The organism is Parabacteroides caeci (assembly GCF_023656795.1).
GTDB lineage: Bacteria > Bacteroidota > Bacteroidia > Bacteroidales > Tannerellaceae > Parabacteroides > Parabacteroides segnis.
This window is the reverse complement of sequence record NZ_JAMOKT010000050.1, coordinates 1-25,250: the sequence shown is the minus strand read 5'-3', so window position 1 is coordinate 25,250 and position 25,250 is coordinate 1. Positions and strand designations below refer to the sequence as shown.

Below are 25,250 nucleotides of genomic sequence, written 5' to 3'. Positions count from 1 at the left end.
AGACTTCCGTCATGTATAAAAACAAATTATAAGCTATTCATACACATGAAAGATACGTTCCATCAACTGCCATTTCTCTGCAGAACTGGCACCCGGGTCAGCCTGTTGAAAAACAGACATATATTCTTCCCATTCAGCCTGACGGGGTAAACCGGCGAGACGGTTGAATGCCGTATCCCAATCAAAATCGAGCGGTGTTTCCACAATCATGAACAAACGGTTCCCGCACAGATAAATTTCCATCTCCAGGATTCCGACACTTTTAATCCCCTCGCCTATTTCGGGCCAGTAACATTCCTGCCCATGTCTTTTCTTGTATTCTTTGATTAACTCCGGATCATCTTTCAGGTCCAGCGTCTGACAATAACGTTTAGTCGGGAAATCATAATGTTTGCTTTTGTATCCGTTCTTTTTATCTTCCATAAACCATATTATTTTTTAATTCGTTCAACAGGAACGATTATATTACAAATGTAACGATTATTATGCAACCGGAATAAGAATATTTCTGCAAGGGATAAAACGATATCGACACCGGTTTCATGAAATACGGATCTAAATCGTTATCTTTACCCGCTCAAAAATAATATAAAAGATGAAGATCACTGCACCCCGGATAACTAAAGTATTAAAAGAAGACTGTACACTCGATGAAACACTCCTGCTGCCGGGAGAAGACCTGGCGGAATATTCTTTCAGGAATCAAAGGGTATTCGAAATTAAAACGGAAAATATGAGTATGCAGGACTGCCTGTTCACAAACAGCATACTGATCGGTTGCGGCATAAAAAAATCGCAGTTCAGTGATATCATCTTCAAGAACTGCGACCTGTCTAATATGAATTTCTCCGGTTCCGGTTTTCACCGTATCGAATTTATCGAATGCAAACTGATCGGGACAAACTTTTCCGAATCAGCGCTAAACCATATTGTTTTCAGCAACTGCAAGGCAGAATACCTCAATCTGAGCATGAGCAAACTGAAATATGTCAGTTTCGACCGATGTGACCTGCGAAACAGTTCCTTTGAGAACGGCCAGTATGCCAGCGTGAACTTCCATGAAAGTGATCTCAAGGAAGCTGAATTTTACCGTACTTCCTTAAAAGGCGTCGACTTCAGTAGCTGCGACATATCCGGCATCCGGATAAGTCCCATCATCGGCTGTGAATTACGCGGAGCAACAGTCACCTCTTTACAAGCATTGGAATTAGCCCATCTGCTGGGTGTTACAATTAAAGGATAATCTTCTTCAAATTCGTTATTTTGCATATTCCTGATGTCTTTTTAACCAGGCAACTGCATAAGAACAGGTAGCCCGGGGTTTCAATTGATTTTCTATCGCGTAGTCAAAAGTCGCTTTCACCAGTGAAGCGGCTATTCCCTGACCTTCCAGAGGTACCGGAACTATTGTGTGAATAATATCCAGATTATTACCGACAAGCCTGTACTGCACAAAGGCAGTTAAACCATCCTGCTTTATTTCAAAGCGATATTTCTCCGGATGGTGAACAATATCATATTCCATAATTTATTTTTTATCTACAAAACAACACCCTGTTATAGATAAAACAGTTTATTCGGGAATTAGTTCACCAATTTGCTACAAGTAAGTCAATATTCTCCCCTTTTTATTTCCCAAAATCCGTTTCTACGACCATTTTTGCGTTCAATGATTCCCCGTAAACTCAGATTAACAGTAATAGTCTTCACTGTTCTTTCTGATTTACCTATATGTGTAGCTATTTCCTTTTGAGTTACACGAGGATTCTGTATGATATATTTTAATACCGCTATTTCTTCTAAAGTGCAATCCAAAGTGTCATTTTTGCACTTTGGAGTATCCTTATCAGAACCTGTTGCACTTTGAACTTCACGACCTAATTGTTCTCCGATTAGCATCGAACGATTTTTCAATTCATTATTTTCACCTAAAAGCAAATTACGGAAGAAGCGTTCTAGATATTCCGTTGTCGAGAAAACCCCTTGATGAAGATTATTATAGTTAGCTCTGACTAACGCATTGCGGAAATACCAGGAGTGACGGGCAAAAGGTTCATTGTTAATATCAAGTCCGAATGTACGCAAATATTTAATCGCAAATACAGCTGTTGTACGCGTATTTCCTTCACCGAAAGCATGTATCTGCCATAATCCGGAAACAAATTGGGCGATATGATTTACAGCCTCAGCTAGTGGAAGATTCTGATAACTGAATTTCTTTTCCTGAGCAAAGTCATAATCCATTGTTTCCCGAATACTTTGTGCGCTGGCGTAAAGAACTGTTTCTCCCTTCAGAACCCACTCTTTCTTTGTGATATTATAGTCTCTGATTTTACCAGCGTGGTTATATATATTTTGAAATAACCGTTTATGAATATTGATATATTCAACAGGAGAGAAATTAAATGTCTTTTCTGATAGTATTTCAGTTATCCGCGTAGAAACAATATCGGCTTCTTCGGTCCGATCGCCATCATCAGTACGCACAGATTTTGACTCATAATAACTTTCTATAAACTTTTTAGCTTCATCAATTGTAATGTCGCCTTCAATATGTTTACGAGCCGTTTCTATCAAGTAATCAGAAGGTTTCAAACCATCTACAGCCTGAAGCCCTATCGCTGTCTGCCACGCATATCCTTTTTCCCGTTTATGCGGTTCGCCTTGCCGGATATATTCTTCGAAGTCGTTCATGTTTATAAGATAAATACAAATATATGAAGTTTATTCGGGAATTAGTTCACCTGCCGGTTCATTTTGTCCGGATACAGGCCGCTTTTGTTGCTTTTTCTTTCCGGGATGGAAGAAGTTCTTCACTTTTGTAAAGAAGCCGGAGACATCTTTGGCTACATCCTGCGCCTTCTTTGAGACTCCGACTGACTCCGTCAATGCCGGACGAAGAATTTGCCACAGATAATTAAATGTAGAATGATACGGATCACGCTCTATCGTCAAATGAGAATGACGGGGCCTGCGTGTTCCCTGTTCCGGATGGTCGGGATTATCATGTTTCAGTACCAGGTTAGCCAAACGCGACAGGAATTTATTATCGATCACCTCCCCTTTTTTCTCCTTCATTATCTCTGCCTTCAGATCCCTGTAAAGGAATAGCATATCGACAGTGGCACCTTTGGTCGAGGCTTCAGTGCTAAATGTAAAATCGACCAGTTTACCACTCTCCACTTTGGCTAAGGCCAGCGGTGTGATCAGTTCGTTCAATGCAGTCAGATCAAAGTCCTCCATATGCGCATCCAGCAGGAAACGATCGTTCAGGGAATCGACCGGAAGCTGCCAGGTGGCGGTAAAATATCCTTTCCCCATTAATTTGCCGTTTGCATCCAGACGGATATACTGGTCCGGATAGGAAACGATATTGGTGAAGCCGGAGAATTTCCCGTTCATTTCCGTGAAAAACAGTTTACCCGGTTGTATCCCTTTCTTTGACAATTCTTCGTAAACAACGGAAAAGTTATTTACACGAAGACTGTCGATAGCCATTTTCACCGGTGCCTTCTGCAAACCGGAATAGATCATCGGTACGATACGGCGGGGCACGGCAATCTGTTGGTTCTTAAAATTCTGAAGTTCGGCATTGTCAACCTCTACATTTTTTATCCGGACCACTTTCTCCGAGAAGTAAGCCGGCAAATCGATTCCCGACAATCCCAACCGGCCGACTTTGACATCAAACCAATCCTGATGCTTTGGTTGCCGGTAAGCAAATTCCATTTTCGGATAGGCGGAAACCAAATGGATATCTTCCAGATTCAGATCGGTATTATCCAGATTGACTTTTCCTATCTTCAATGTATAAAAACCATTATCCAACGGGAATGCCAGGTCTTTGGTATCGAATCGGACAGTCTTCAGCCCGAATGTCCGGTTCCTGACATTGACATGCAGTCCTTCAAGAAACAGGTTTGCCGTATCACGATTCCATACGGCATTGGAGACTGTCAGTTTTCCCAGTGAAAGGTCAGGTGTAAACCGACCGACTGCCTCATAAATATCATCCGACAGGACAGTGGGAGATTTCTTTTTTGTCTTTATCGGATCGGGAGAAGTCCCGGCCTGATAACTGACAACCGGATCAGACAGATTTATTGAACCGACAGAAAAATGCAGACTGTCCCACACGACTTTATCGATACCCAAGTCCTGAAGTGATACCTGTAACAGGCTTCCGTCTTTTTTCATCAAGCGAATATCGGGTGATTCGACATGCAGCGAAACAGCATCCAGACGTTGAAGCAAATTCTCAGGCAGACGGTTCAAACCGGTCGCAGAAATCATCGGAGTCTCCATACGAAGATATGAATTTGCTCCCATTTGCCATAAAGAGTCTTGCGGGAGCAGTTTCACGTCCTGTAATCCCAATATGCCTTTTGCCGTAGAGAAATTACCTTTCCGGACAGACAGACGGTAGGCTTTTCCCGGCAAGTAATTGTCGAAGTCTTTGAAACTGAAACCAAAATGATCACAGGCAAAGAACAGCCCTCCACTCCGGTTCGTACTGTCGTCCACCAAAAAACGGGTGGCATAGAAATTGAAATCTTTCAGCTTATAGATTATCGGATCGTGAACGCTTCTGTCATTCAATGTGAGATATGCATGATTCAGGTCGATCCGTTTGATAGACAGATATTGCAATAAAGGATTTAGGATGCTTTCCACATCCGCCTTCGGATTTACCGGCAGCTTCGTTTCCTTGCTTTTCTTCGGATAAGACGGGGATTTATAATAATAGATAACCGGATGGTCTATCTTGAAAAGGTCGGCACTGATACCTTTATCATAAAGCAATCCCCTGATACCGATTGTGTCAATGCTACCAGACATATAGTCTTTCCGGGAATTTACTTTTATAGGCTTCAGGCGGATTTTCTCTATATTGAAATCGCCGGACTCCGTATCCAATGCCATACGGGCAATATCGAAACGGTGGTTACGTGCCGTCATCTCCCCGCTGATGCCGGTTGCTTCAAAGGCGAAACTACGGGAATACCACAAACCATGCTTCTCTTCCGAAACCGAATCAACCAGGAAGTCGTTTGCCCGGAAATTGAAGTTATCCAATTTATAGACTTCCACTGAATCTTTTACGGCTTGCGAATAAGTGACTTTGGCGGCATCGATTCCGACAGTCCGGATAGAAACGCTATGCAATACCGGCGATATTATGTCATATAAAGATAAAGCCTGTACCAAAGAATCCGTATCGATCTTTGTAGCATTGCTTGCCGCTTTTTTCGCTGCCGGGGCATTAGCGGCCAGATTAAATACCTGAATGTCCGACGAAGATATTTCAAAAGAACGGGCTGTCAGATAATTCAGCGCATCCTCCCGCTTAAAACGGATTCCGTTGACTTCCACTGTCCGGACCTGTGCATCGACATAACTGTCCGGACGTTGTTTTGTCTCCGTCCATAAACTATCCTGCGGAATCAATCGTATCTTCTCTATATAAATAATCGAATCCTGCGTACTGAGTTTTATACTGTCTGTTTTAAGGAGAAAGTCGTTATTGGCTAGCAGCGTCTGCGGTTGGTTCGTTACAAATTCAAAGTTATCACAATAGAGCAGCTTTCCGCTCTGTGACGAGTTCTTATCCAACAGAAAACCGTAAGCGCGGAAACTGACATCATCAAGCCCATAGACGATCGGTGTCACAGGATTCTCGACGGTATAGGATACGCTGGCGTTCGACAGGTTCAGTGTCCGTACGCTCAACACATTTATATAAGGAGAGATTACTTCATACAATGATTTGGTATCGGCATGCCGGACCTTTTTCTCCACACGCCCCGAATAATAAGAATCGAAAACTTCTATCCGTGGGTCTTTTATCTCAAACGTATTAAAATGCAATTCCTTATAACTCCACCGCCAGGTAAGGTTTACACCTTTGAAATCTATCATGCCGATCTCCGCTTTCACATAAGTACGGGGAAGGCTGTCAATAGCTTTCCACTGTTGAAACACAGTTGAATCGGGCATCAGCCTGACGCCTTCGATCTTCAGTTCCCCTTTCACAAAACCGATCGAAAGATCATCAAAAGAAAGATTATAGAATCCGTTCGTAGCCTCAGCGGTACGCCGGCTCAATTCTACTTTCAAATATCTTTCCAGGCGGTTGCTCAGATACAGGTTCAGGACAGTCAGAAGCACCGCCAGCAATCCTATTGCCGGGAAAATGTATTTTATGATCTTCTTGTTCCGTCCCATATCCTTTCCCTATCTATATCGTTGACATAGTAACATCGTGTTCCCTTATTGCGGATCACAGTATCATATATTATGATATTAGAATCGCATATATTATGAAAATAAAATATCATATATTATGATACACTTTTCTCCTAATATATAATACACCTGTTTTATTATTTACTCAACAATTTATATAAATATACTTCTCTATCATTTAGAACAAAGCTATCGGTAGAATGTTGCGAACGGATAAAAACAACCTCTCTATTCCGGATTGCCAAAGCAGGAAGGGATACTATAAACAAGAACAAACTCCGGAAATACTTTATAGCTCAGAACATACGACTTTCGTTCGGGAGTCCGGGTTTCAAACGCCCAAAGCTCTCCGGAACCGGTATAAGTAAACGGCTCCACATGCAGATGTTCTATAAAGTCAACATCCTGTTGCCGGATCATCTTGAATAAAGCCTCCTTGGCACACCAGTGGACAAGCAGATGTTCTGTTTCATAATCCGGACCGACCGACGCATTCTCTTCCGGAGACATAAAACGGCTACGTATCTTTAATACCCGGTCGGAACGGTATTCTATATCTATACCAACCGCTCCCTGCTCTTGCAATAACACTGTCGCATAGCCATTCGTATGGGAAATACTCAGGGATAAGGATGAATCGGGTAAGTAAGGAGCGCCATCGTCGTGATAAGCGATCAGCAACTCCTCTCCCGCCAACTCTTTCAGGAGAACACGAGACGCCAGCCATTCCTGACGACGTTTTTCTGTTTTTATCTGTTGCAGGAAAGGGAGATATTCGGATGACTGTTCCAGCATCGACAGCAATTCTTCCGAACTTTCTTCAATCTTCCAGACACCCAACAACGGCTCTGTGTATTTAAACAGGACAGGCATTACTTTTTCCAGCTAAAGGATTGTATCAACTCGATAATATCTTTTCTCAGATAATCTGTAACCGGTGCCAACGAATCGGCATTCGGTACACAATCATAATATAAAGCACCCCGAAAGAAGTTCGAGGCACTGTCGGTCAGCATAAACTGTACAGGAGAAGCAGACTCCCCATCCAACAGGAAAAGAGAGCCATACACCCGTTCATCCGGGTTGCTATAGGCTTGTTCCTTTACCGCTTTCGCCTGCTTCGCCTGGCGGGAAACCAGGGAACGCGATTCATTCTCTGCTATTTGCAAAGTAGAACGGGTGACGGGTAAATAACTGCAATAAATCTTTACACCCAATGAAGGGTAAGACAAATTGATCCATCCTTCAGGACTTCCAATCTCCGGCAGCTCGACAATAGCCAACTGAGAAACATTGAATGAGTAGGGCAAACTGTCCAGAGGCAACACCTGATAACGTGCCTGAGGCGGCTCGATACGGAAATAACCACGCGGTTTCGGTGTATATTCCGTACAAGACACACAGCACAACAGGATACAAAGGAAAACCATGCCGGACAGAATCTGCTTCATCACTCCTCTCCTTCTTTCTCTATTTCTGAAATGCAGTTGAATTTCACTTTCAGGATTCTCCGGTTATCCATTTCCAGAATCTGGAAACGATACTTGCCATAATCAATGATCTCCCTGCGGCGCGGGAAGTCACCTTTTATTTCCAACAAAAGCCCGGCAAGCGTTTCTACATCTTCCGTCAGTTTGCCGAACTCAGACGGGTCTGTATTGATAACACGGAAGAAGTCTGTCAATAAAATCTTGGCTTCAAAGATCAGGCTACCGTCTGCCAGACGGACAAACTGCTTTTCATCTTCATCATATTCGTCCGAAATCTCGCCGACAATTTCCTCCAGAATGTCTTCCATCGTCACGATACCGGATGTACCGCCAAACTCATCCACCACAATCGCCATGTGAATCTTATTGGTACGGAATTCTTCCAGCAGGTCGTCGATCTTCTTTGTTTCGGGAACAAAGTAAGCCGGACGAATCAAGCTCTGCCAGCGGAATGTATCCGGCTTTTCTATATAAGGAAGCAAATCCTTTATATAAAGGATACCTTTAATATTATCTTCCGATTCGGCATATATAGGGATTCGCGAATAACCGGATTTGATAATGAAATCGATCACATTACGAAAACTGGTCTTTATCTCGATGTCCTCCATATCCAAACGAGGCGTCATAATCTCATCGGCCGTCTTATTATAGAACTTGATGATCTCAGCCAGCATCTCTTTCTCTTCCGGAATCTCTTTAGAGGTCAACTCCAAAGCCTTGGATAACTCATCGACCGACAAGTCATATTTTTTCTTCACCAGCGCCTTGTTGATAATAGAAGTAGAATTAACCAATACCACCGAAAGCGGACGGCAGAGGCGTTCCACCATATTCAACACCGAAGCGGAACGGCGAACGAAACGGAGCGAATTTTTCTGTGCGTAAATCTTAGGCATGATCTCGCCGAAAAGTAAAAGCAAAAAGGTCAGTACGATTGTCTCAAGAATGAAACCCAAGACAGGGACAGCCGAGAAATTGATCAAAGAATTGATACCGTAGGTACAAAGCATAACCACGGCCACGTTCACAAAGTTATTGGCAATCAAAATAGCCGCAAGTAAATATTCGGAGCGGTCCAGTAATTTCCGGATCAACGGGTCCGAAGGCGAATTCTCCTCCCGGATGTCGTTTATATCACCCGGGGAAAGAGAAAAGAATGCCACTTCCGATGCCGACACGAAGCCGGACACCAACAGCAGTAAACAAGCAAGGCTTAACGCTATAACAGGGCCTGCTGTAAGCGCCTGTATAGTAACCTGATCGAATAAGCCCGATAAATAATAGTCTGAGTCCAAGGGGAACCGTATTAGTTAAACAATATCAGAACGGAAGATCATCCGCACTGTTTGAATCTGATGACATATCCGGCTGTTGCGATACCGGTTGCTGGTAAGACGTAGCCTGCTGTGTTGCCTGTGGCTGTCCACCTTGCTGGAAACCATTTCCGGTATTTGTAGTCGTACCGTCGGCCGGACGTGTACCCGTATTATAAAATTCAATACGGTCTGCATGAATTTCAGTCACATAACGTTTCACACCGCTCTGGTCGTCATAACTGCGGGTACGAATCTTTCCTTCTACATAAACACCCGAACCTTTCTTCACCCATTTCTCAACAAAAGCAACCTGGTCGCGGCGAACCACGATATTGTGCCATTCTGTTCTCTCCGGCACAACCGTACCGTTTGCCAGTGTGTAACCTCTTTCGGAAGTTGCCAAAGGGAAGTTTGCAACGGCCGTACCGCTGTCGAAATAACGAACGTCGGGATCTTTACCCACGTTACCAATCAATATGACTTTATTCAATGACATAGTTGTAATTCTTTTAATATCTTACAAAGAAACATAAATTCGATCATTCAGACAAATTTCCGTTTAATTTCTCCAAATAAATATGTACCAGGCGGGGAACGGCATAACGTTCGATATCTTCATACGGAACAGCCAGATACGAATTCAATGCGTCCGTCACTTTTTCGATCTCTACCCGGTAAAATGTCGTATAAAGAACCTGATGGGAAAGGACATGCTTCACCTCGGACATATCCACGGAAACATTCATCCGACCGGCACCGTCAAACAATTTCCGGTACGCTTCCGTTTGCTGCAATCCGGCAAAATCCATCGGTTCCGCCGTCTCGATCAATGGGAATTCATAAAGTCCTTCCCAGATATCTTTTTTACCCCGGCGCGAAAGCCAGGTTTGCCCCTTATATATAATGTATAGATAATGAAAATAACGGGGCCGTGTTTTCGCCTTATTCTGCTTGACCGGAAACGCCTGCACATTATCCGAAACATAGGCCATACAACGTTCCTTCAACGGACAAACTTCACAATCCGGATTTTGTGGAACACATTGTAAAGCCCCGAACTCCATAACCGCCTGGTTATGCGTCCCCGCATATTTAGGATTCATTACAAGAGCGGCCAGTTCCGCAAACTGTTTCTTTCCCTGCGTGCTATCAATTGGCGTGTCGACCGCATACAATCGGGATAAGACACGGTACACATTCCCGTCGACAACCGGATAAGGCTTATTCCATACGAAAGACACAATGGCAGCAGCCGTATATTCACCGATACCTTTCAAAGACAGTATCTCTTTATATTCCCGAGGGAAAATGCCGCCGAACCGTTCCATGATACTCTTAGCGGCAGCGTGCAGGTTACGGGCACGGCTATAATAGCCCAACCCCTGCCAATATTTCAGCACCTCATCCTCTTCCGCCGCCGCCAGGGAAGCGACATCCGGAAAGCGTTCGGTGAACCTGTAAAAGTAGTCCATTCCCTGAGCGACACGGGTTTGTTGAAGGATAATTTCCGATATCCAAATTATATACGGATCGGATGATTCCCGCCAGGGCAGCATCCTCTTATTCGTTTTATACCAGGCCAGCAAAATATGGCTGACTTCCAATTCGTTTTCCATTTGCGTTAAAATGTCCTGTATTTGTAGTTTTGAAACTCTCAACTCGTTGATTAATGCAAACATACACAGATATAATGAATTGTAAGGAATCTTTTTTATTAAAAAATGGCGGGCAATTCTTTTCCCACTTAAATAAAAAGCTATATATTTGCATTCCAAAAAATTAATAGGTCCAAATCATTAATTAATTTATAGACATGACTAAAGCAGATATTGTTAGCGAGATTTCAAAAAGTACCGGTATCGATAAGCAGACGGTATTGAATAGCGTAGAATCTTTCATGGACATCGTGAAAAGTTCGTTATCTCAGGGTGAAAACGTTTATCTGAGAGGATTCGGAAGTTTCGTTATTAAGAAGAGAGCTCAGAAAACTGCTCGTAATATTTCAAAAAATACTACGATCATCATTCCGGAGCATAACATCCCTTCATTCAAGCCGGCTAAAACTTTCCTGAACGAAGTTAAGTAATTAGTAATTATAGTTTAATTTAAAATTTAGAAACAATGCCTAGCGGAAAGAAAAGAAAAAGACATAAAATGTCTACGCACAAGCGCAAAAAGAGACTGAAAAAGAATAGACATAAAAAGAAATAAGTCTATTGAGAAAATCTAAAGAACAAACTTAATAAGTGACCTTTTAAGTTTGTTCTTTGCGTATTTAGAAAGGTCTGAATTAAAAAACCCTCTTTTTAAGTGATAAGTGAATTAGTAGTTGATGTACAACCCAAAGAGGTATCTATTGCCGTATTGGAAGACAAAAACCTTGTGGAACTCCAGAAGGAGGCTCGCAATGTCTCGTTTGCCGTAGGCGATATTTATCTTGGCAAAGTAAAGAAACTGATGCCGGGTTTGAACGCTGCTTTTATCGACGTAGGGTACAAAAAGGACGCATTTCTTCATTATCTGGACTTAGGTCCTAACTTCAACACCCAACAAAAGTTCCTCAAACAAGCACTTGGCGATCCTAAAAAGATGCCCGCCATTTCAAAAGTGCAGATACTTCCTGAGATTGAAAAGGACGGAAGCATCAGTAACGTGCTTAAAGTAGGACAAGAGGTGTTGGTACAGATTGCCAAAGAGCCGATCTCAACAAAGGGTCCGCGACTGACTTCCGAGCTGTCATTTGCCGGAAGATACATCGTATTGATACCATTTGCCGATAAGGTCTCTGTCTCCACAAAAATCAAGTCGAGCGAGGAACGTGCCCGTTTGCGGCAGTTGATTCAGAGCATCAAGCCGAAAAATTTCAGCGTGATCGTACGTACTTCTTCTGAAGGAAAACGTGTTGCTGAACTCGACCATGAATTAAAGACATTAGTGAAACGATGGGAAGATAACATCGTCAAAGTTCCCAAACTGAAAGTGCCGTCGATTGTATATGAAGAAACGGCACGTACGGTAGCTTTGCTCCGCGACATCTTCAACCCGTCTTTCCAGAACATTTACGTAAACGATGCGGATGTTTATCATAACATACGCGATTATGTCAGCCTGATCGCTCCCGGAAGGGAAGAGATCGTACAGCGATATACCGGCGAATTACCTATCTTCGACAATTTCGGTATCACAAAACAAGTTAAATCGCTGTTTGGACGTACGGTTACGTATAAAAGTGGAGCTTACCTGATTATCGAGCATACCGAGGCCATGCACGTGATAGACGTGAACAGCGGCAACCGTTCCAAAGGGAGCGACGCCCAGGAGAAAACAGCTATCGACGTAAACACAGCCGCCGCCGACGAAATTGCACGCCAGCTTCGTCTTCGTGATATGGGTGGTATTATTGTGGTCGACTTCATCGACATGGCGGAAGCCGCCAACCGACAGAAGTTGTTTGAACACATGACTAAAGCGATGGCAAGCGACCGGGCCAAACACAACATCCTGCCTTTAAGTAAGTTTGGTCTGATGCAGATTACCCGCCAGAGGGTACGCCCGGCAATGGATGTGGATACAACAGAATCGTGTCCTACCTGTTTCGGCACAGGGACAATCAAACCTTCGATCCTATTTACCGACAATCTGGAAGGTAAGATCGATTGTTTAGTGAATAAGCATAATGTAAAGAAATTCGCCCTGCACGTACATCCCTACGTGGCAGCATTCGTAAACAAGGGGCTTTATCCCCTCAGTATGAAATGGAAACTAAAATACTCAATGGGTATGAAAGTCATTCCTAACCAAAGTCTGGGTTTTCTGGAATACAAGTTTATTGATTCCGACAAGAACGAACTCGACATGATGGAAGAAAAGGAAATGAAAAAATAAAAAATCCCCGGAGCGATACAGGCTTCGGGGATTTTTGTTTCTATTTGTAAGGAGAAATATATCCTTCTTGTAAAATCAATATCCAAGAATGCGGTCAAGGATTCCAGCTTTTTCAACAGCCGTAAAATCCCCCTTAACACATTTACGCATCATTTCACAAAAACGAATTACATCTTCGTGGCTAGTTCCTGGATTTCCTCCTCTGGCTTTAAATTATTTCAGAAAAAAGAGATGTACCCCAAACCAAGCACATCTCTTTCTTATTAATCTCTCCCCCTCTTTACTTACTCTTCTCTTTCGCCATCTCCAGCGCACGAGTCGTTACATAATATTTTGCGATCATATTCGGTACCTCCCAGTCAGGCAGTTTACCATCCTTCAAATATTCTAAAAAGTTTTCCGTCACCTGACCAAAATGAGCCTCATGTCCTACGCGATAATTTGCGGGGATTTGAACCTGCCATACATTATCTGCGATCTTATTCAAGGCAACTCCAGGGTATTTGTCGGCAATAACAGGTATAGATGCGGCGAGTTCCTTTTCATAAGCTACCAGATCAACACCAGGAAGTGCTTCGATATACAACTCCGGCTTATAGCCTTGTTCTTTACCCTGACGGATAATCAAGTCGGCCTTGCTTCCTTTCATGACAGAGAAATGCGTATCGCCACCGCCTGCCGGGAAAGTGTAATTCCATATAACCGAAACTTTAGCATATAAACCCTTCAGCTTGTAAGTAATATCACCATTAGAGTAGACTTTCAAGGTATCACCAACAACATCCTTTTGCAGATAATCGGGATAAGTATCCAGTCCGGTCACTTCTTTAAACTGTTCTTTAGACATAGGAGTCGTCCAACGATTTGCATCCAGCAACTCAATATCCTTCTGATAATCGATTACCACATCCGGAAACGCTTCCCACTGTACCAGGTCGACCAGGTGAGTCGTAACATCAACAATGCCTTCACCTTGCTGCTCCACGTCGAAAAACCATGCCGGACGCTTCAGCGGGTTGCCTGACACTGTTTTGAAAAAATGATGAACGCTCTCTTTTACGATACCCGGTTCTTCCGGACTACCGGCCAGTTGTTCCCCATAGACAGCAGGCAACAAAGATAACTCCCGCTGTAAGATCGTTGTAATCTCATGCCGCTCGGTCATAATGTCATAAAGCAGCACATGCTGGTCACGGGCTATATCAAAGCATTCTTTCAATACTTCGAAATTTGCCGGGTTAATCGCCATCGGCTTGTCTGCCAGTACATGAATGCCGGCCGATAAGGTGCGTTTGATATAATCTGTCTTTTTACCGTTATTACCGGCAGTAACCATTACATTTCCTTTCTTTTCGGCAATCATTTTTTCCAGGAAGTCAGCTCCTGTATAAACGACTTCCTCCCAACGGGTCGGAGAATCCTGCCGGTTATTATAGGTTTCCACTTTTGCCAGATGTTCTTTTACATCATCACCGGCCGGAGCATATACATATACTTCATCAGCAACCTGCGGGTAAGAATTTTTTTGTACCAAAGCTGCATGGAAATGTCCGGGATCGAGCGTTATCAATTTCACTTCACCCGGAGCACCGGAGAAGCTTTTCGTATCCTCTTTTTTGACCGAGCAAGAGGTCGCAGTTAAAAGTGCAGTCATAGCAAAAATCAAGTAAGTCTTCATTTTATTGTTCTATTAAGTTATCTACTGTCAACAGAGTCACCACAAAGATAGAAAGAAACTTTACAAAAAGCGCTCGATTCCCGTTTGCAAACCGTCTATTTCCGCCATTCCTTTGAGGCGACCGATCAAAGGATAGCCTGGATTGGCTGTCCGCGAATAGTCATCGAGAATACGCAAACCATGATCCGGACGAAATGGCATTCGCCAATCTTTACGACCGGACTTTCTTCGCCGCCGCTGTTCTTCCAGCAATATCTTTATGATAGAAAACATATCGACACTACCTGTCAAATGCCCTGATTCATAAAAACTATTATCGGCCAAGTAGGCCGTATTCCGCAAATGAACGAATTGGATACGCGAAGCAAACTCAGTTGCCATCGCCACCAAATCATTGTCGGGACAGGCCGAAAGCGAACCGGTGCAAAACGTTATTCCATGAGCGGGAGAATCGAACTGTTCCATGATCCATCTAAAGTCGTCGGCCGTTCCCGCAATACGAGGTAAGCCCAACAACGGGAAAGGAGGATCGTCGGGGTGTATACACAGCTTTACGCCGGCCTGTTCCGCAACAGGAAGTATTTCTTTCAGGAAAAAAGCCAGGTTTTCGCGTAATTGTTCTTTTCCGATCGCATCATATGTTTTCAGATAAGTAAGGAAACGATCTTTATAATTGTCGTTATCTTCCCCGATCACACCATGAATAAAAGCCTGCGTGACGATTATTATATTATGCGCCAACTCTTCTTTTTCATCTTCTGTTAAAGATCCGGCTATATCGTGCGCTTTTTGCCGTATATTTTCAGGGTAATCGCCGGCAGCACCTTCACGACGGAGAATGTATATGTCGAAAGCAGCAAAAGTCGGATAGTCGAACAGCATCGACTCCGCCCCGTTATTATTCTTAAAATGCAGGTCTGTGCGTGCCCAGTCGAGTACCGGCATAAAGTTGTAACACACTGTATCAATTCCACATGCACCCAAATTCTTCAGAGACAGGATATAGTTCTCAATCAGCTGTGGGCGGTCTGCCGACCCGATTTTAATGCCTTCCGAAACCGGTAAGCTCTCTACTACACTCCAACGCATTCCATGATGTTCGATTCCGGCCTGCACCTTGCGGATCTCTTCCACCGGCCAAGCCTCTCCTGCCGGAATATGGTGGAGGGAAGTTACAACTCCCTCCACTCCCATTTGTTTCAAGTCGGCAAGCGTGACTGTATCATTCCGGCCAAACCATCTCCATGTTTTTTCCAACGCCATATCACACTCCGCTAAAAGAACTGAAACCTCCGTCTACCGGTATGATCGTTCCGGTTATAAAACTGGCGTGTTCGGAACACAAGAAATGAACCAGTCCGTTTAACTCGCTGATATCGCCAAAACGCTTCATGGGTGTACGCGCCAGGACCTTGCGACTACGTTCCGTATACGTACCGTCGGGATTAATAAGGACCGCCCGGTTCTGATCACCGATAAAAAAGCCGGGAGCCAGTGCATTCACACGTATCTTCTCACCGAATTTCAACGCCATTTCCATTGCCAGCCACTGGGTAAAGATGCTCACTCCGCTCTTGGCAACCGAGTAACCCGGCACACGTGTTATAGCTGAATAGACTGCCATTGAAGAGATATTGATGATACTTCCCTCGCCACTTTCCGCCATCGCTTTACCGAAAACCAGACAAGGATAAACTGTTCCGTTCATATTCAGATCGGTCACCCGGTTGAAATCTTCGACCTTCATGTCAAATACGGTCTGATCCTCCCGCAAAGTGGCACCCGGCAGGTTACCTCCTGCTGCATTCACGAGGATGTCAATCTGTCCCCACTCCGACAACAATTTTGCCCGAGCCTCCTCCAGGCTGGTAATATCCAACACATCACACCGGATTCCTATCACTTGCCCCAAGGCTGATAATTCATCAACGCGTTTATCCAGTTGCTCCTGACGAATATCAAGTATCGCCACTCTCACCCCATTCTCTACCAAGCTGCGGGAAATACTTCCTCCCAGCACACCTCCGCCGCCAGTTAAAACAGCTACTTTATCTTTTAAATTAATAATCATAATCGGATTATTTTAATGTTGTTATAATTTATTTAATAGTTTAAGTATTATCAGAATTGACTGTTTGTTTATAGCAACTGGTTGTATCTGGCTCCCCTCTCGAGAGGGGGAAGGGGGTGTGTCATATCCCCGCCTATACAACCATCCTAATCAGAGTCACTTGACTATTGCAAGTTCATTTGCCGTCTGCTTCAGCTGACGGTTTATAAGTTGTTTCTCTCTTTTGGCTTCAGCCACATGTCTCTTAGATAGAAAACTGTAAGAAATGGGACTAAAGTCCAATGAGATAGACCCTTGACTAATCCGTCAGCTGAAGCAGACGACAAATAAACCTGTAACAAGGCTTGTTTTATTGACTGGCTTTAACACACCCCCTACCCCCTCTCAAGAGGGGAGACAGTTACAACCAGTCAATAAACAGATAGCTCAAATCTTTCTAATACAACTCTAACTCTCTTACTATAAACTATTTTTTTGAATTCTACTATCATACTATCACTAATCAAAGTAAGTGTTTGATTATTAATCTTCTAATTAATGATAGTAGGCACTTTTAACTATCATTTATCTATCATTCAACCATCACTTTAACTCTATTTTAACTTAGTAGCCGTCTTTTTAAGGTTAAAAAGACAACTGTCCGGCTGCATATAGCCTCTCATAGTTCATCAGTCTACTATCTTTTTATCCCAAAACAAGGACTTAATTTCACCCGAATACAGACTTTTTGTTGCCGGGATGCCTATCTCACCCTGTTTTACACCCCCATCTTGACGATGCTGACATCCGGGTGTCGCAGGTACCAACACCCGGGTGTCAAGCAACACACATCACTATATTATTGATTTTCAACTATATATTTATCAAAAACAAGAGACTGTATATCTTACTTTTTAAGCAGGATATGATAGTTGTGTGATAGATTAGTGATAGTTGAAAGCACCTACTATCATTAATTAGAAGACTAATAATCATACACTTACTTCTATCAGTGATAGTATGATAGTAGAACTCAAAAAAAACAATTGTATATACCTATTCATCTTATTCTACATCACTCCATCATTCCTATTCTTTCATATACTGTTCAAACAGAGTGGCAATGCCTGCTTCCTGACTATCTCCTTTATGGATCAGGACACGATAACGGAGCGCTATTTTCTCTCCTTTTTTCAGGTCGGTTGTCTTTCCGTTTTCAGGCCAGTACATCGGAGTGGGTGACATAAATCCGTAATCACGCGTAAACCAGAGTGACGGATACCAACGGTTAGACGGATGCTGCATAATAGCAATCCCTTCCTTTCCTGTTTTACGTTCGCCATAACAGTCAATCCAGGCTGCCCCTACGCCAAACGTTCCTTTTTCACCTTGTTTGCCTTCCGAATTAATCATTACTCCTCCCTGCTTAACAGTCAGATCCGGGTCGACTCTGGCACTAAACAAGGAATGGTTCGTCTTTTGAATCGTCACATCTATAAGCATCTCCATCTCTATGTCGAAATCAAGTTGATACAGTTCAGGGGAGGGAGCCGAAATAATAATCTTCCGCCTGTCCATAATAGGAGCTTCCGCATCGGGACGTTTCCAGATACATTCATCTTCAATCACCACACGTTCACCTTTAGCTTCCACAATCCGGGCACCGACAGAAATGATACGTCCGCGTTCAAGGCCTTCCTGCCAGTAGTTACCTCCGTTCACCCGGTCGCACCCAAAGAACAGAGAGCTGTGATGAGGATATTGACCGTTACGCATGGAAGTAACTCCGGCTCCCGAAACAGGACCGTTTACCGGAAAAAAGAAAGGATATTTCTCATCCGGTTGGAAGCGATAGCTGGTAAAGAACTGTTCACCGATTGTGACATCTATACGATTTCCTACTTTTGTAGCCGAAACTTCCTGTTTCTGGGCATACATAACTCCGGCCAGCCAAAGGGCCGTTATCGTTAAAACTATCTTTTTCATCTCGTTCAAAAATTATAAGGTGGACGGTGAGGGCGGGCAATCATAGAATTTGCTTCATCATCATCTTTGAAGCGTTCCAGAACCGGGTCCCAGTAAAGTTTACGATTTAGTTTCATTGCTATATGTTGCAACAGGCAAGCCGAACAGGAACGATGTGCCACTTCTGCCGGAGTGATATTTTGTTTTCTCGTACGGACACTTTCAAGCCAGTTACCATGATGATCGGAACTTTTATAAAGATGTACTTCATTTTCTCCGATAACAGAAGTCAGTATCTTCGGGTCAGAGGCCTGCAACGCCTTTGATGCACCGGCTGTTTCAGGATCGTTTGCCGAAGCCTTATAGGCACCGCGACTTACAAATATCCAACCTTCAGTCCCGGTAAATAAGACACCATTCGGTTTTTCTTTGCTGTTGGTCGTACCACGTACCACCACCCCATTATCATAAAGCATTTCGGTTGCATAATCACCATGTACATTCCATAAACCGGAGGTAGGAAATTCGGCATGTCCCGATATTTCAACCGGCCCGGAATACTCTTTATCCATGGCCCAATGGGCTATATCGAAATGATGTGCTCCCCACCCGGTAATCATACCGGCACCAAACTGTTCGCAACGCAACCATCCCGGACGGTCATACCCTTGTTGCGGATGTACCCGATCTATAGTATAAGGTACATAAGGGGTTTGTCCCAACCACATATCATAATTCAGATTTGCAGGAATAGGCATTTCTTCCGGATTCCCGCCGGGAGGATCACCCGGTAAACGGATCTCAATATTTTTCAGCTGACCGATACGCCCGTTCCGCACAAGTTCACAAGCTATCCTGAATTGCTCCATCGAACGTTGCTGGCTGCCGATTTGCAGGATACGTCCCGTTGCATTCACCGCATCACTCATCTTACGTCCTTCCTCTATAGTCAGCGAAGTCGGTTTCTGCAAATACACATCTTTACCTGCCCGGACAGCATCGATCGCCATCTTGGCATGCCAATGATCAGGAGTACTTATCAAGACAGCATCAATGTCTTTATTAGCCAACAGGTCCAAATAGTTTTCATAAGTCGTAACTCCACTGTACGGTTTACCCTGTTTTTTTGAATAATAACCTTCAACCAGTTTTTTAGCATCTGCCACACGGTTAGCATCCACATCGGCAGCAGCAATAATACGCACATCATCATATTTCCACACCCCGGGCATATCATGATCCCGTGAAATCCGTCCCGTTCCGATAGCGCCGATATTAATACGGTTTGACGGTGCATGAGGGCCAAAAACAGAAGCCGGAACAATCGTTGGGGCTATAAACATTCCCAAACCGGCTGTAATCGATCTTTTCAGAAAGTCTCTTCGTGTTGTAGTCATATATTAGAATTTAGATTATGTTTCAATACACAAAACTAACACGAACCGGAATAACGGATATAGCCTTTTTTTGCAGATTATAACACGATATTGAGGAATTTTCCCTGAATATGTCCTATCCCCTCCTTTCCTGACATTTCTGCTAAGGTATGATGGACGAAGAATCTTAAATTCTTATATTTAATACAAATAAATCATTGTTTGTTCTTTTAAATAACGGACAGTATTATTTTATGCTAAATTTGTTCCTGCAATAATGAAATGAAATTATGGAAAACAAACTCATGCATGAACAACTGACTATCTATGCCGGCACTCCGATCATTGCCCGGCATTATGACTATGACAGATTTACTTTTCCCTGGCATGTTCATAATGAGTTTGAGATCATATATGTAAAGGAAAGCACAGGCGAACGCTTTGTTGCCGACAATATGGAAACCTTTTATCCTCATGATCTGACATTCGTCGGGCATGGAGTTCCGCATTACATGAAAAGCGCTCCGGAATATGAAACAAACAATCATTCTTTACGGGTAAAAGGAGTCATTATCCAGTTTGAAGAACATTTCATGTCACATTCCATAAGTAACTATGCAGATTTAGCTCACATAAAAAAGTTATTGGATGAATCTGCCAGGGGAATACATTTCCCATATCCGGAAAACAAAGAAATCATACGGTGTATCGAACTATTGCCCGACAGCAAAGGAACCATGCGTATTATCAATTTACTGCACCTGCTCGACTTAATGGCCAATTTCAAATCTAAACGTTATCTGGGCAGTTTACACTTTTGCCAATCGGTATCCATTACGATGGATCAACGTATGGAAAAGATTCTATCTTTTCTGGCAAATCATTATAAAGAAAATATTGATTTAAACGAAATTTCTTCTATCGTAGCGATGAATTGTTCTTCTTTCTGCCGCTATTTCAAAGAAAGATCAGGTAAAACATTTATGGAATACCTGTTGGACCTACGCATCGGACACGCATGTAAGCTTCTGATTGAAAACAAAATAGACATAACACAAATATCCATCGAGTGCGGTTTTAACACGATCACCCACTTTAATCGTATCTTCAAACGCAACACCGGGCTTACTCCCTCCGAATACAAAAAACAATTTCTAAAATAATATATTCCTGTCATAAAAATACACGAATTGATAAAAGTTCCTTCCACAACAACTGCCGTATTGTCATTATTTCTGACAGCAAAAACAATTCGGAACCGTTCATTGTTACTTTGGCATACGTTTTGTATACTAATTGGTGCAACTCGACAAGAGAAAAAGCAAAGACGAAAAATAATAACAATTAAAATAGTAGAAAATTATGGGAAAAATTATTGGTATCGACTTAGGAACAACCAACTCATGTGTTGCCGTACTGGAAGGTAACGAACCGGTTGTTATTGCAAACAGCGAAGGTAAAAGAACGACTCCTTCAATCGTTGCATTCGTTGAAGGCGGCGAACGTAAAGTTGGTGATCCCGCAAAACGTCAGGCTATCACCAATCCGGAAAAAACTATATTTTCTATCAAACGTTTCATGGGTGAAACTTACGACCAGGTTCAGAAAGAGATCAATCGCGTACCTTATAAGATAGTACGTGGCGATAACAACACTCCGCGTGTGGATATCGAAGGCCGTCTGTACACTCCGCAGGAAATTTCAGCAATGGTTCTTCAGAAGATGAAGAAGACTGCTGAAGATTATTTAGGACAGGAAGTAACAGATGCGGTTATCACTGTTCCGGCTTACTTTAGCGATGCTCAGCGTCAGGCTACAAAAGAAGCCGGTGAAATTGCCGGTCTGAATGTTCGCCGTATCGTGAACGAACCGACTGCCGCATCTCTGGCTTACGGTCTTGACAAGACCAGCAAAGATATGAAGATTGCCGTATTCGACCTTGGTGGCGGTACTTTCGATATTTCAATCCTCGAATTGGGTGACGGTGTATTTGAAGTAAAATCAACAAACGGTGATACTCATCTGGGTGGTGATGACTTCGACCACGTGATTATCGACTGGCTGGCAGAAGAATTCCTTCGTGAAGAAGGCGTTGACCTGCGCAAAGACCCGATGGCTTTGCAACGTTTGAAAGAAGCTGCTGAAAAAGCTAAGATCGAATTGTCAAGCACAACAAGCACAGAAATCAACCTGCCGTATATCATGCCGGTTAACGGTATTCCAAAGCACTTGGTTAAAACATTGACACGTGCTAAATTCGAACAGTTGGCAGACAGCCTGATCCAGGCTTGTATCGAACCGTGCCGTCAGTCATTGAAAGATGCAGGTTTGAGTACTTCCGATATCGACGAAGTAATCCTGGTAGGTGGTTCTACACGTATCCCGGCTGTACAGGCTATCGTTGAAAAATTCTTCGGCAAAGCTCCTTCCAAAGGTGTTAACCCGGATGAAGTAGTAGCTGTAGGTGCTGCAATCCAGGGTGGTGTATTGACCGGTGAAGTAAAAGACGTATTGTTGCTGGATGTTACTCCGCTGTCTCTGGGTATCGAAACAATGGGTGGCGTGATGACTAAGCTGATCGAAGCTAACACAACAATTCCGACTAAGAAATCGGAAACATTTACAACTGCTGTCGACAACCAGCCGTCTGTAGAAATTCATATCCTGCAAGGTGAACGTTCTCTGGCTAAGGACAACAAATCAATCGGCCGCTTCCACCTGGACGGAATACCTGCTGCACAGCGTGGTGTACCTCAGATTGAAGTTACTTTCGATATCGACGCAAACGGTATCCTGAATGTATCTGCTAAAGATAAAGGAACCGGTAAAGTACAGAGTATCCGTATCGAAGCATCCAGTGGTTTGAGCGACGACGAAGTAAAACGTATGAAAGACGAAGCTGCGGCCAATGCTGAAGCCGACAAGAAAGAAAAAGAACGTATCGACAAGCTGAATCAGGCTGACAGTATGATTTTCCAGACTGAAAAACAGTTGAAAGACCTGGGTGACAAACTTCCGGCTGATAAGAAAGCTCCTATCGAAGCTGCATTGAACAAGCTGAAAGAAGCTCACAAGGCCCAGGATATTGCAGGTGTCGATGCTGCCATGACTGAACTGAATACAGTATTCCAGGCTGCAAGCCAGGAAATGTACAATGCTCAGAATGCTCAGGGCGGTGCACAACCGGGACCTGACTTCGGACAGCAACAGGCCAACAACAATGCTGGCGGAGCTAAGGACGGTGGCGTAACAGATGTTGACTTCGAGGAAGTGAAATAAGATAGATTACATTTTCCACATAAGATGAAGAGCGATTGTCGGATTAATCTCCGGCAGTCGCTTTTTTTTACCAAAACACAACTCAAACCCTCTACATATTTCCTAAAAAAGAACGGCTACCAGGTTTCTTCCCGATAGCCGCTCTTTTTTCAATAACTCTATGACTCAGAAAATCGAAAAGCATCTGCATCCTTCCATGCCGGGAATTTAGCACGCAATTCCTCCAAATCACTCTTATTTAATGTACAGGTACGAGTTATTTCCTCCCGTTTGCCGGCATCTGCCAGTTTCTTTCCTTTCGGAGAGAAGATCATGGAATCGCCCCGGTAAGTAAACCCTTTACCATCGATACCCACCCGGTTCACACCGCACACATACGCCATATTTTCAATGGCCCTGGCAGGCAATAATGCTTTCCATACCTTTTTACGGGGTTCAGGCCAGTTTGCTACATATATTAATAGATCATACTCATTATCCACGTTGCGGCTCCACACCGGGAAACGGAGATCATAACAAACCTGCAAACAGATATTCCAGTCTTTATACTTTATTACCGTACGTTTATCGCCAGCCGTGAAATGCTTATCTTCAGCAGCCATCCGGAATAAATGACGTTTATCATAATAATATTCGTCCCCTTCCGGCGTGATAAAGAAAGCACGGTTAAAATATTTTCCGTCTTCTTTCGCTATAAAACTACCGGCGACAGCCAGATTATATTTAGCGGCCCATCCCTTTATAGTCGGGACAGTCGGGCCATCCATCGTATCTGCCAGCTTTTCCACCTCCATGGAAAAACCGGTTGTAAAGGTTTCGGGAAGTACGGCAATATCCGTTTTCCCACTCACACGCCGGAGTAATTCTCCGTAATAACCAAGATTCTCGTCTCTGTCTTCCCAAATGATATGGGATTGAATCATACTGATACGTAAGCTGTCTGCCATAATAGTAAATTAAACTTTTACGAAATTTTCCGGATGACAAGCTGTCACATCCCGGTAACTTTCACGAATTGTACGAATATCCTTTTCTGCATCCCCGGTTGGATAAAACAATCCTTTAAACCCGGCTTCCTTCTTTGCATAATCAAAATAAGCGATCATGATAGGAACCTGTGCCTTTTCAGCAATATAATAAAACCCTTTCTTCCATTCTTCCACCTTTTTACGTGTACCTTCCGGTGTCACAGCCAGCTGAAAAATTTTGCGTTTATTAAACACCTCAACCATCTGGTCGGTTACCGAAGTCCGTTGATGACGGTCGACAGGCACACCACCCAGCCACGAAAACAATATATTGAACGGAAAAAAGAACCATTCTTTTTTGATTAGAAAACTGGCGTTACGCCCTAATGCCGTATAAAACAACTTTCCGACAATAAAATCCCAATTGCTGGTATGCGGGGCAACGCATATCACACATTTAGGCACATCTTCGCTAACTGGTCCCAGTTTCCATCCGGCCATGCGAAGAAGTGCCTTACAGATCGCTTTCTTCATTATTTTTCTTTACTTAGCTCTCCTATTTCGCTAGCAATAGCGTCGACTTCTGTCTGCAAATCAACTCTAAGTTTACGATAATACTCTTTTACCAGTGTTTTGTTGTCTTTGGCATCCGGAGTTCCGGCACGACGGATAAATTCATCCTGCATATCCAGTATCCTTGTCAACAGAACATCAGCTTTATCTCCCTCTACTCCAGGAATAAATAGCTTACAAACTAATACTTCAGAAAACAGTTCACCTGCTACATAGCTGATTTCTTTCTTTAAAATTCTTCTTTTAGCCATAATTTTCGCATTAAAATATCTACAAATCTACAAAATCCTTTATTAAATAACCAGGGCGACCGCACCAAAATTCCTCTAAAAAGTTTATCATTGCAAAATGAATACCTCTAATTATTTTTCAGAAGTGACAGATCCTCGTGTAACAGGTCGCTGTCTACATTTGTTGTCAG

Annotated in this window: 22 protein-coding genes; 5 read left to right on the top strand and 17 right to left on the bottom strand. The window is 43.2% G+C overall.

What is annotated here, in order from left to right; genetic code table 11:
* Positions 1-33: 33 nt before the first annotated feature.
* Positions 34-423 (bottom strand): L-rhamnose mutarotase, encoded by a 390-nt coding sequence (locus NBH15_RS21190; RefSeq protein ID WP_128134095.1) that lies wholly within the window; start codon positions 421-423, stop codon positions 34-36.
* A gap of 172 nt (positions 424-595) precedes the next feature.
* On the opposite strand from NBH15_RS21190, the gene NBH15_RS21185 reads away from it, so the two are divergent.
* Complete coding sequence (locus tag NBH15_RS21185; RefSeq protein ID WP_128134094.1) at positions 596-1,243, top strand: pentapeptide repeat-containing protein; 648 nt, start codon at positions 596-598, stop codon at positions 1,241-1,243.
* Between the two features lie 15 nt (positions 1,244-1,258).
* Here the strand turns inward: NBH15_RS21185 and NBH15_RS21180 are convergent, their stop codons facing one another.
* From NBH15_RS21180 to mutY, 8 genes are all read right to left on the bottom strand, one after another.
* Entirely contained in the window at positions 1,259-1,525 is a 267-nt protein-coding gene (locus tag NBH15_RS21180; RefSeq protein ID WP_010800315.1) for a GNAT family N-acetyltransferase, read from the bottom strand.
* Between the two features lie 86 nt (positions 1,526-1,611).
* Positions 1,612-2,694 carry a Fic family protein gene (locus tag NBH15_RS21175; RefSeq protein WP_128134093.1) on the bottom strand — a complete coding sequence of 361 codons (1,083 nt, stop codon included), beginning with the start codon at positions 2,692-2,694 and terminating at the stop codon, positions 1,612-1,614.
* A gap of 30 nt (positions 2,695-2,724) precedes the next feature.
* Positions 2,725-6,225: a DUF748 domain-containing protein gene (locus NBH15_RS21170; protein ID WP_250823478.1), complete on the bottom strand. Its 3,501-nt coding sequence runs from the start codon at positions 6,223-6,225 to the stop codon at positions 2,725-2,727.
* 249 nt (positions 6,226-6,474) lie between these two features.
* Positions 6,475-7,119: a 4'-phosphopantetheinyl transferase family protein gene (locus NBH15_RS21165; RefSeq protein WP_250823477.1), complete on the bottom strand. Its 645-nt coding sequence runs from the start codon at positions 7,117-7,119 to the stop codon at positions 6,475-6,477.
* On the bottom strand, positions 7,119-7,697 hold the full coding sequence (gene gldD / locus NBH15_RS21160) for a gliding motility lipoprotein GldD (RefSeq protein WP_250823476.1): 579 nt from the start codon (positions 7,695-7,697) through the stop codon (positions 7,119-7,121). Before gldD ends, NBH15_RS21165 begins: the two co-directional genes overlap by 1 nt.
* Positions 7,697-9,034, bottom strand: coding sequence for a gliding motility-associated protein GldE (gene gldE / locus NBH15_RS21155; RefSeq protein ID WP_007653736.1), 1,338 nt, complete (start codon positions 9,032-9,034; stop codon positions 7,697-7,699). The genes gldD and gldE overlap by 1 nt, the downstream gene beginning before the upstream one ends.
* A gap of 25 nt (positions 9,035-9,059) precedes the next feature.
* Positions 9,060-9,551 (bottom strand): single-stranded DNA-binding protein, encoded by a 492-nt coding sequence (locus NBH15_RS21150; protein ID WP_250823475.1) that lies wholly within the window; start codon positions 9,549-9,551, stop codon positions 9,060-9,062.
* Positions 9,552-9,594: 43 nt separating this feature from the next.
* The gene (mutY, locus tag NBH15_RS21145; protein WP_250823474.1) at positions 9,595-10,734 is read right to left on the bottom strand and encodes an A/G-specific adenine glycosylase; all 1,140 of its coding nucleotides are present in this window, start codon (positions 10,732-10,734) and stop codon (positions 9,595-9,597) included.
* 134 nt (positions 10,735-10,868) lie between these two features.
* Here mutY and NBH15_RS21140 point away from each other — a divergent pair, with 134 nt between their 5' ends.
* Together NBH15_RS21140 and NBH15_RS21135 are read left to right on the top strand one after the other, a co-directional pair.
* A complete protein-coding gene (locus tag NBH15_RS21140) occupies positions 10,869-11,141 on the top strand; it encodes an HU family DNA-binding protein (protein WP_005636204.1) in 273 nt (90 codons plus the stop codon).
* A gap of 224 nt (positions 11,142-11,365) precedes the next feature.
* Positions 11,366-12,940 carry an Rne/Rng family ribonuclease gene (locus tag NBH15_RS21135; RefSeq protein ID WP_007653739.1) on the top strand — a complete coding sequence of 525 codons (1,575 nt, stop codon included), beginning with the start codon at positions 11,366-11,368 and terminating at the stop codon, positions 12,938-12,940.
* 280 nt (positions 12,941-13,220) lie between these two features.
* Here NBH15_RS21135 and NBH15_RS21130 read toward each other — a convergent pair whose 3' ends face one another.
* The 5 genes from NBH15_RS21130 to NBH15_RS21110 all read right to left on the bottom strand — a co-directional run bounded on the left by NBH15_RS21130 (position 13,221) and on the right by NBH15_RS21110 (position 20,030).
* The gene (locus NBH15_RS21130; protein ID WP_250823473.1) at positions 13,221-14,618 is read right to left on the bottom strand and encodes a putative oxidoreductase C-terminal domain-containing protein; all 1,398 of its coding nucleotides are present in this window, start codon (positions 14,616-14,618) and stop codon (positions 13,221-13,223) included.
* A gap of 60 nt (positions 14,619-14,678) precedes the next feature.
* The gene (uxuA, locus tag NBH15_RS21125) at positions 14,679-15,881 is read right to left on the bottom strand and encodes a mannonate dehydratase (protein WP_250823472.1); all 1,203 of its coding nucleotides are present in this window, start codon (positions 15,879-15,881) and stop codon (positions 14,679-14,681) included.
* A gap of 1 nt (position 15,882) precedes the next feature.
* Positions 15,883-16,689, bottom strand: coding sequence for an SDR family oxidoreductase (locus tag NBH15_RS21120; protein ID WP_250823471.1), 807 nt, complete (start codon positions 16,687-16,689; stop codon positions 15,883-15,885).
* A 1,068-nt stretch (positions 16,690-17,757) separates the two neighbouring features.
* A complete protein-coding gene (locus tag NBH15_RS21115) occupies positions 17,758-18,654 on the bottom strand; it encodes a DUF6807 domain-containing protein (protein ID WP_250823470.1) in 897 nt (298 codons plus the stop codon).
* A gap of 5 nt (positions 18,655-18,659) precedes the next feature.
* On the bottom strand, positions 18,660-20,030 hold the full coding sequence (locus NBH15_RS21110; protein ID WP_250823469.1) for a Gfo/Idh/MocA family protein: 1,371 nt from the start codon (positions 20,028-20,030) through the stop codon (positions 18,660-18,662).
* Between the two features lie 269 nt (positions 20,031-20,299).
* Here NBH15_RS21110 and NBH15_RS21105 point away from each other — a divergent pair, with 269 nt between their 5' ends.
* The gene (locus NBH15_RS21105; protein ID WP_250823468.1) at positions 20,300-21,172 is read left to right on the top strand and encodes an AraC family transcriptional regulator; all 873 of its coding nucleotides are present in this window, start codon (positions 20,300-20,302) and stop codon (positions 21,170-21,172) included.
* A 199-nt stretch (positions 21,173-21,371) separates the two neighbouring features.
* Positions 21,372-23,288, top strand: a complete 1,917-nt coding sequence (gene dnaK, locus NBH15_RS21100; RefSeq protein ID WP_128134085.1) for a molecular chaperone DnaK — start codon at positions 21,372-21,374, stop codon at positions 23,286-23,288.
* Between the two features lie 158 nt (positions 23,289-23,446).
* On the opposite strand, the gene NBH15_RS21095 is transcribed toward dnaK, so the two are convergent.
* From NBH15_RS21095 to NBH15_RS21085, 3 genes are read right to left on the bottom strand one after another with little or no spacing between them, the layout of a single operon-like run.
* Complete coding sequence (locus tag NBH15_RS21095; RefSeq protein WP_250823467.1) at positions 23,447-24,235, bottom strand: amidohydrolase; 789 nt, start codon at positions 24,233-24,235, stop codon at positions 23,447-23,449.
* Between the two features lie 9 nt (positions 24,236-24,244).
* Positions 24,245-24,790: a lysophospholipid acyltransferase family protein gene (locus NBH15_RS21090; RefSeq protein ID WP_007653746.1), complete on the bottom strand. Its 546-nt coding sequence runs from the start codon at positions 24,788-24,790 to the stop codon at positions 24,245-24,247.
* Entirely contained in the window at positions 24,790-25,080 is a 291-nt protein-coding gene (locus tag NBH15_RS21085) for a hypothetical protein (protein WP_250823466.1), read from the bottom strand. The genes NBH15_RS21090 and NBH15_RS21085 overlap by 1 nt, the downstream gene beginning before the upstream one ends.
* Positions 25,081-25,250 lie beyond the last annotated feature (170 nt).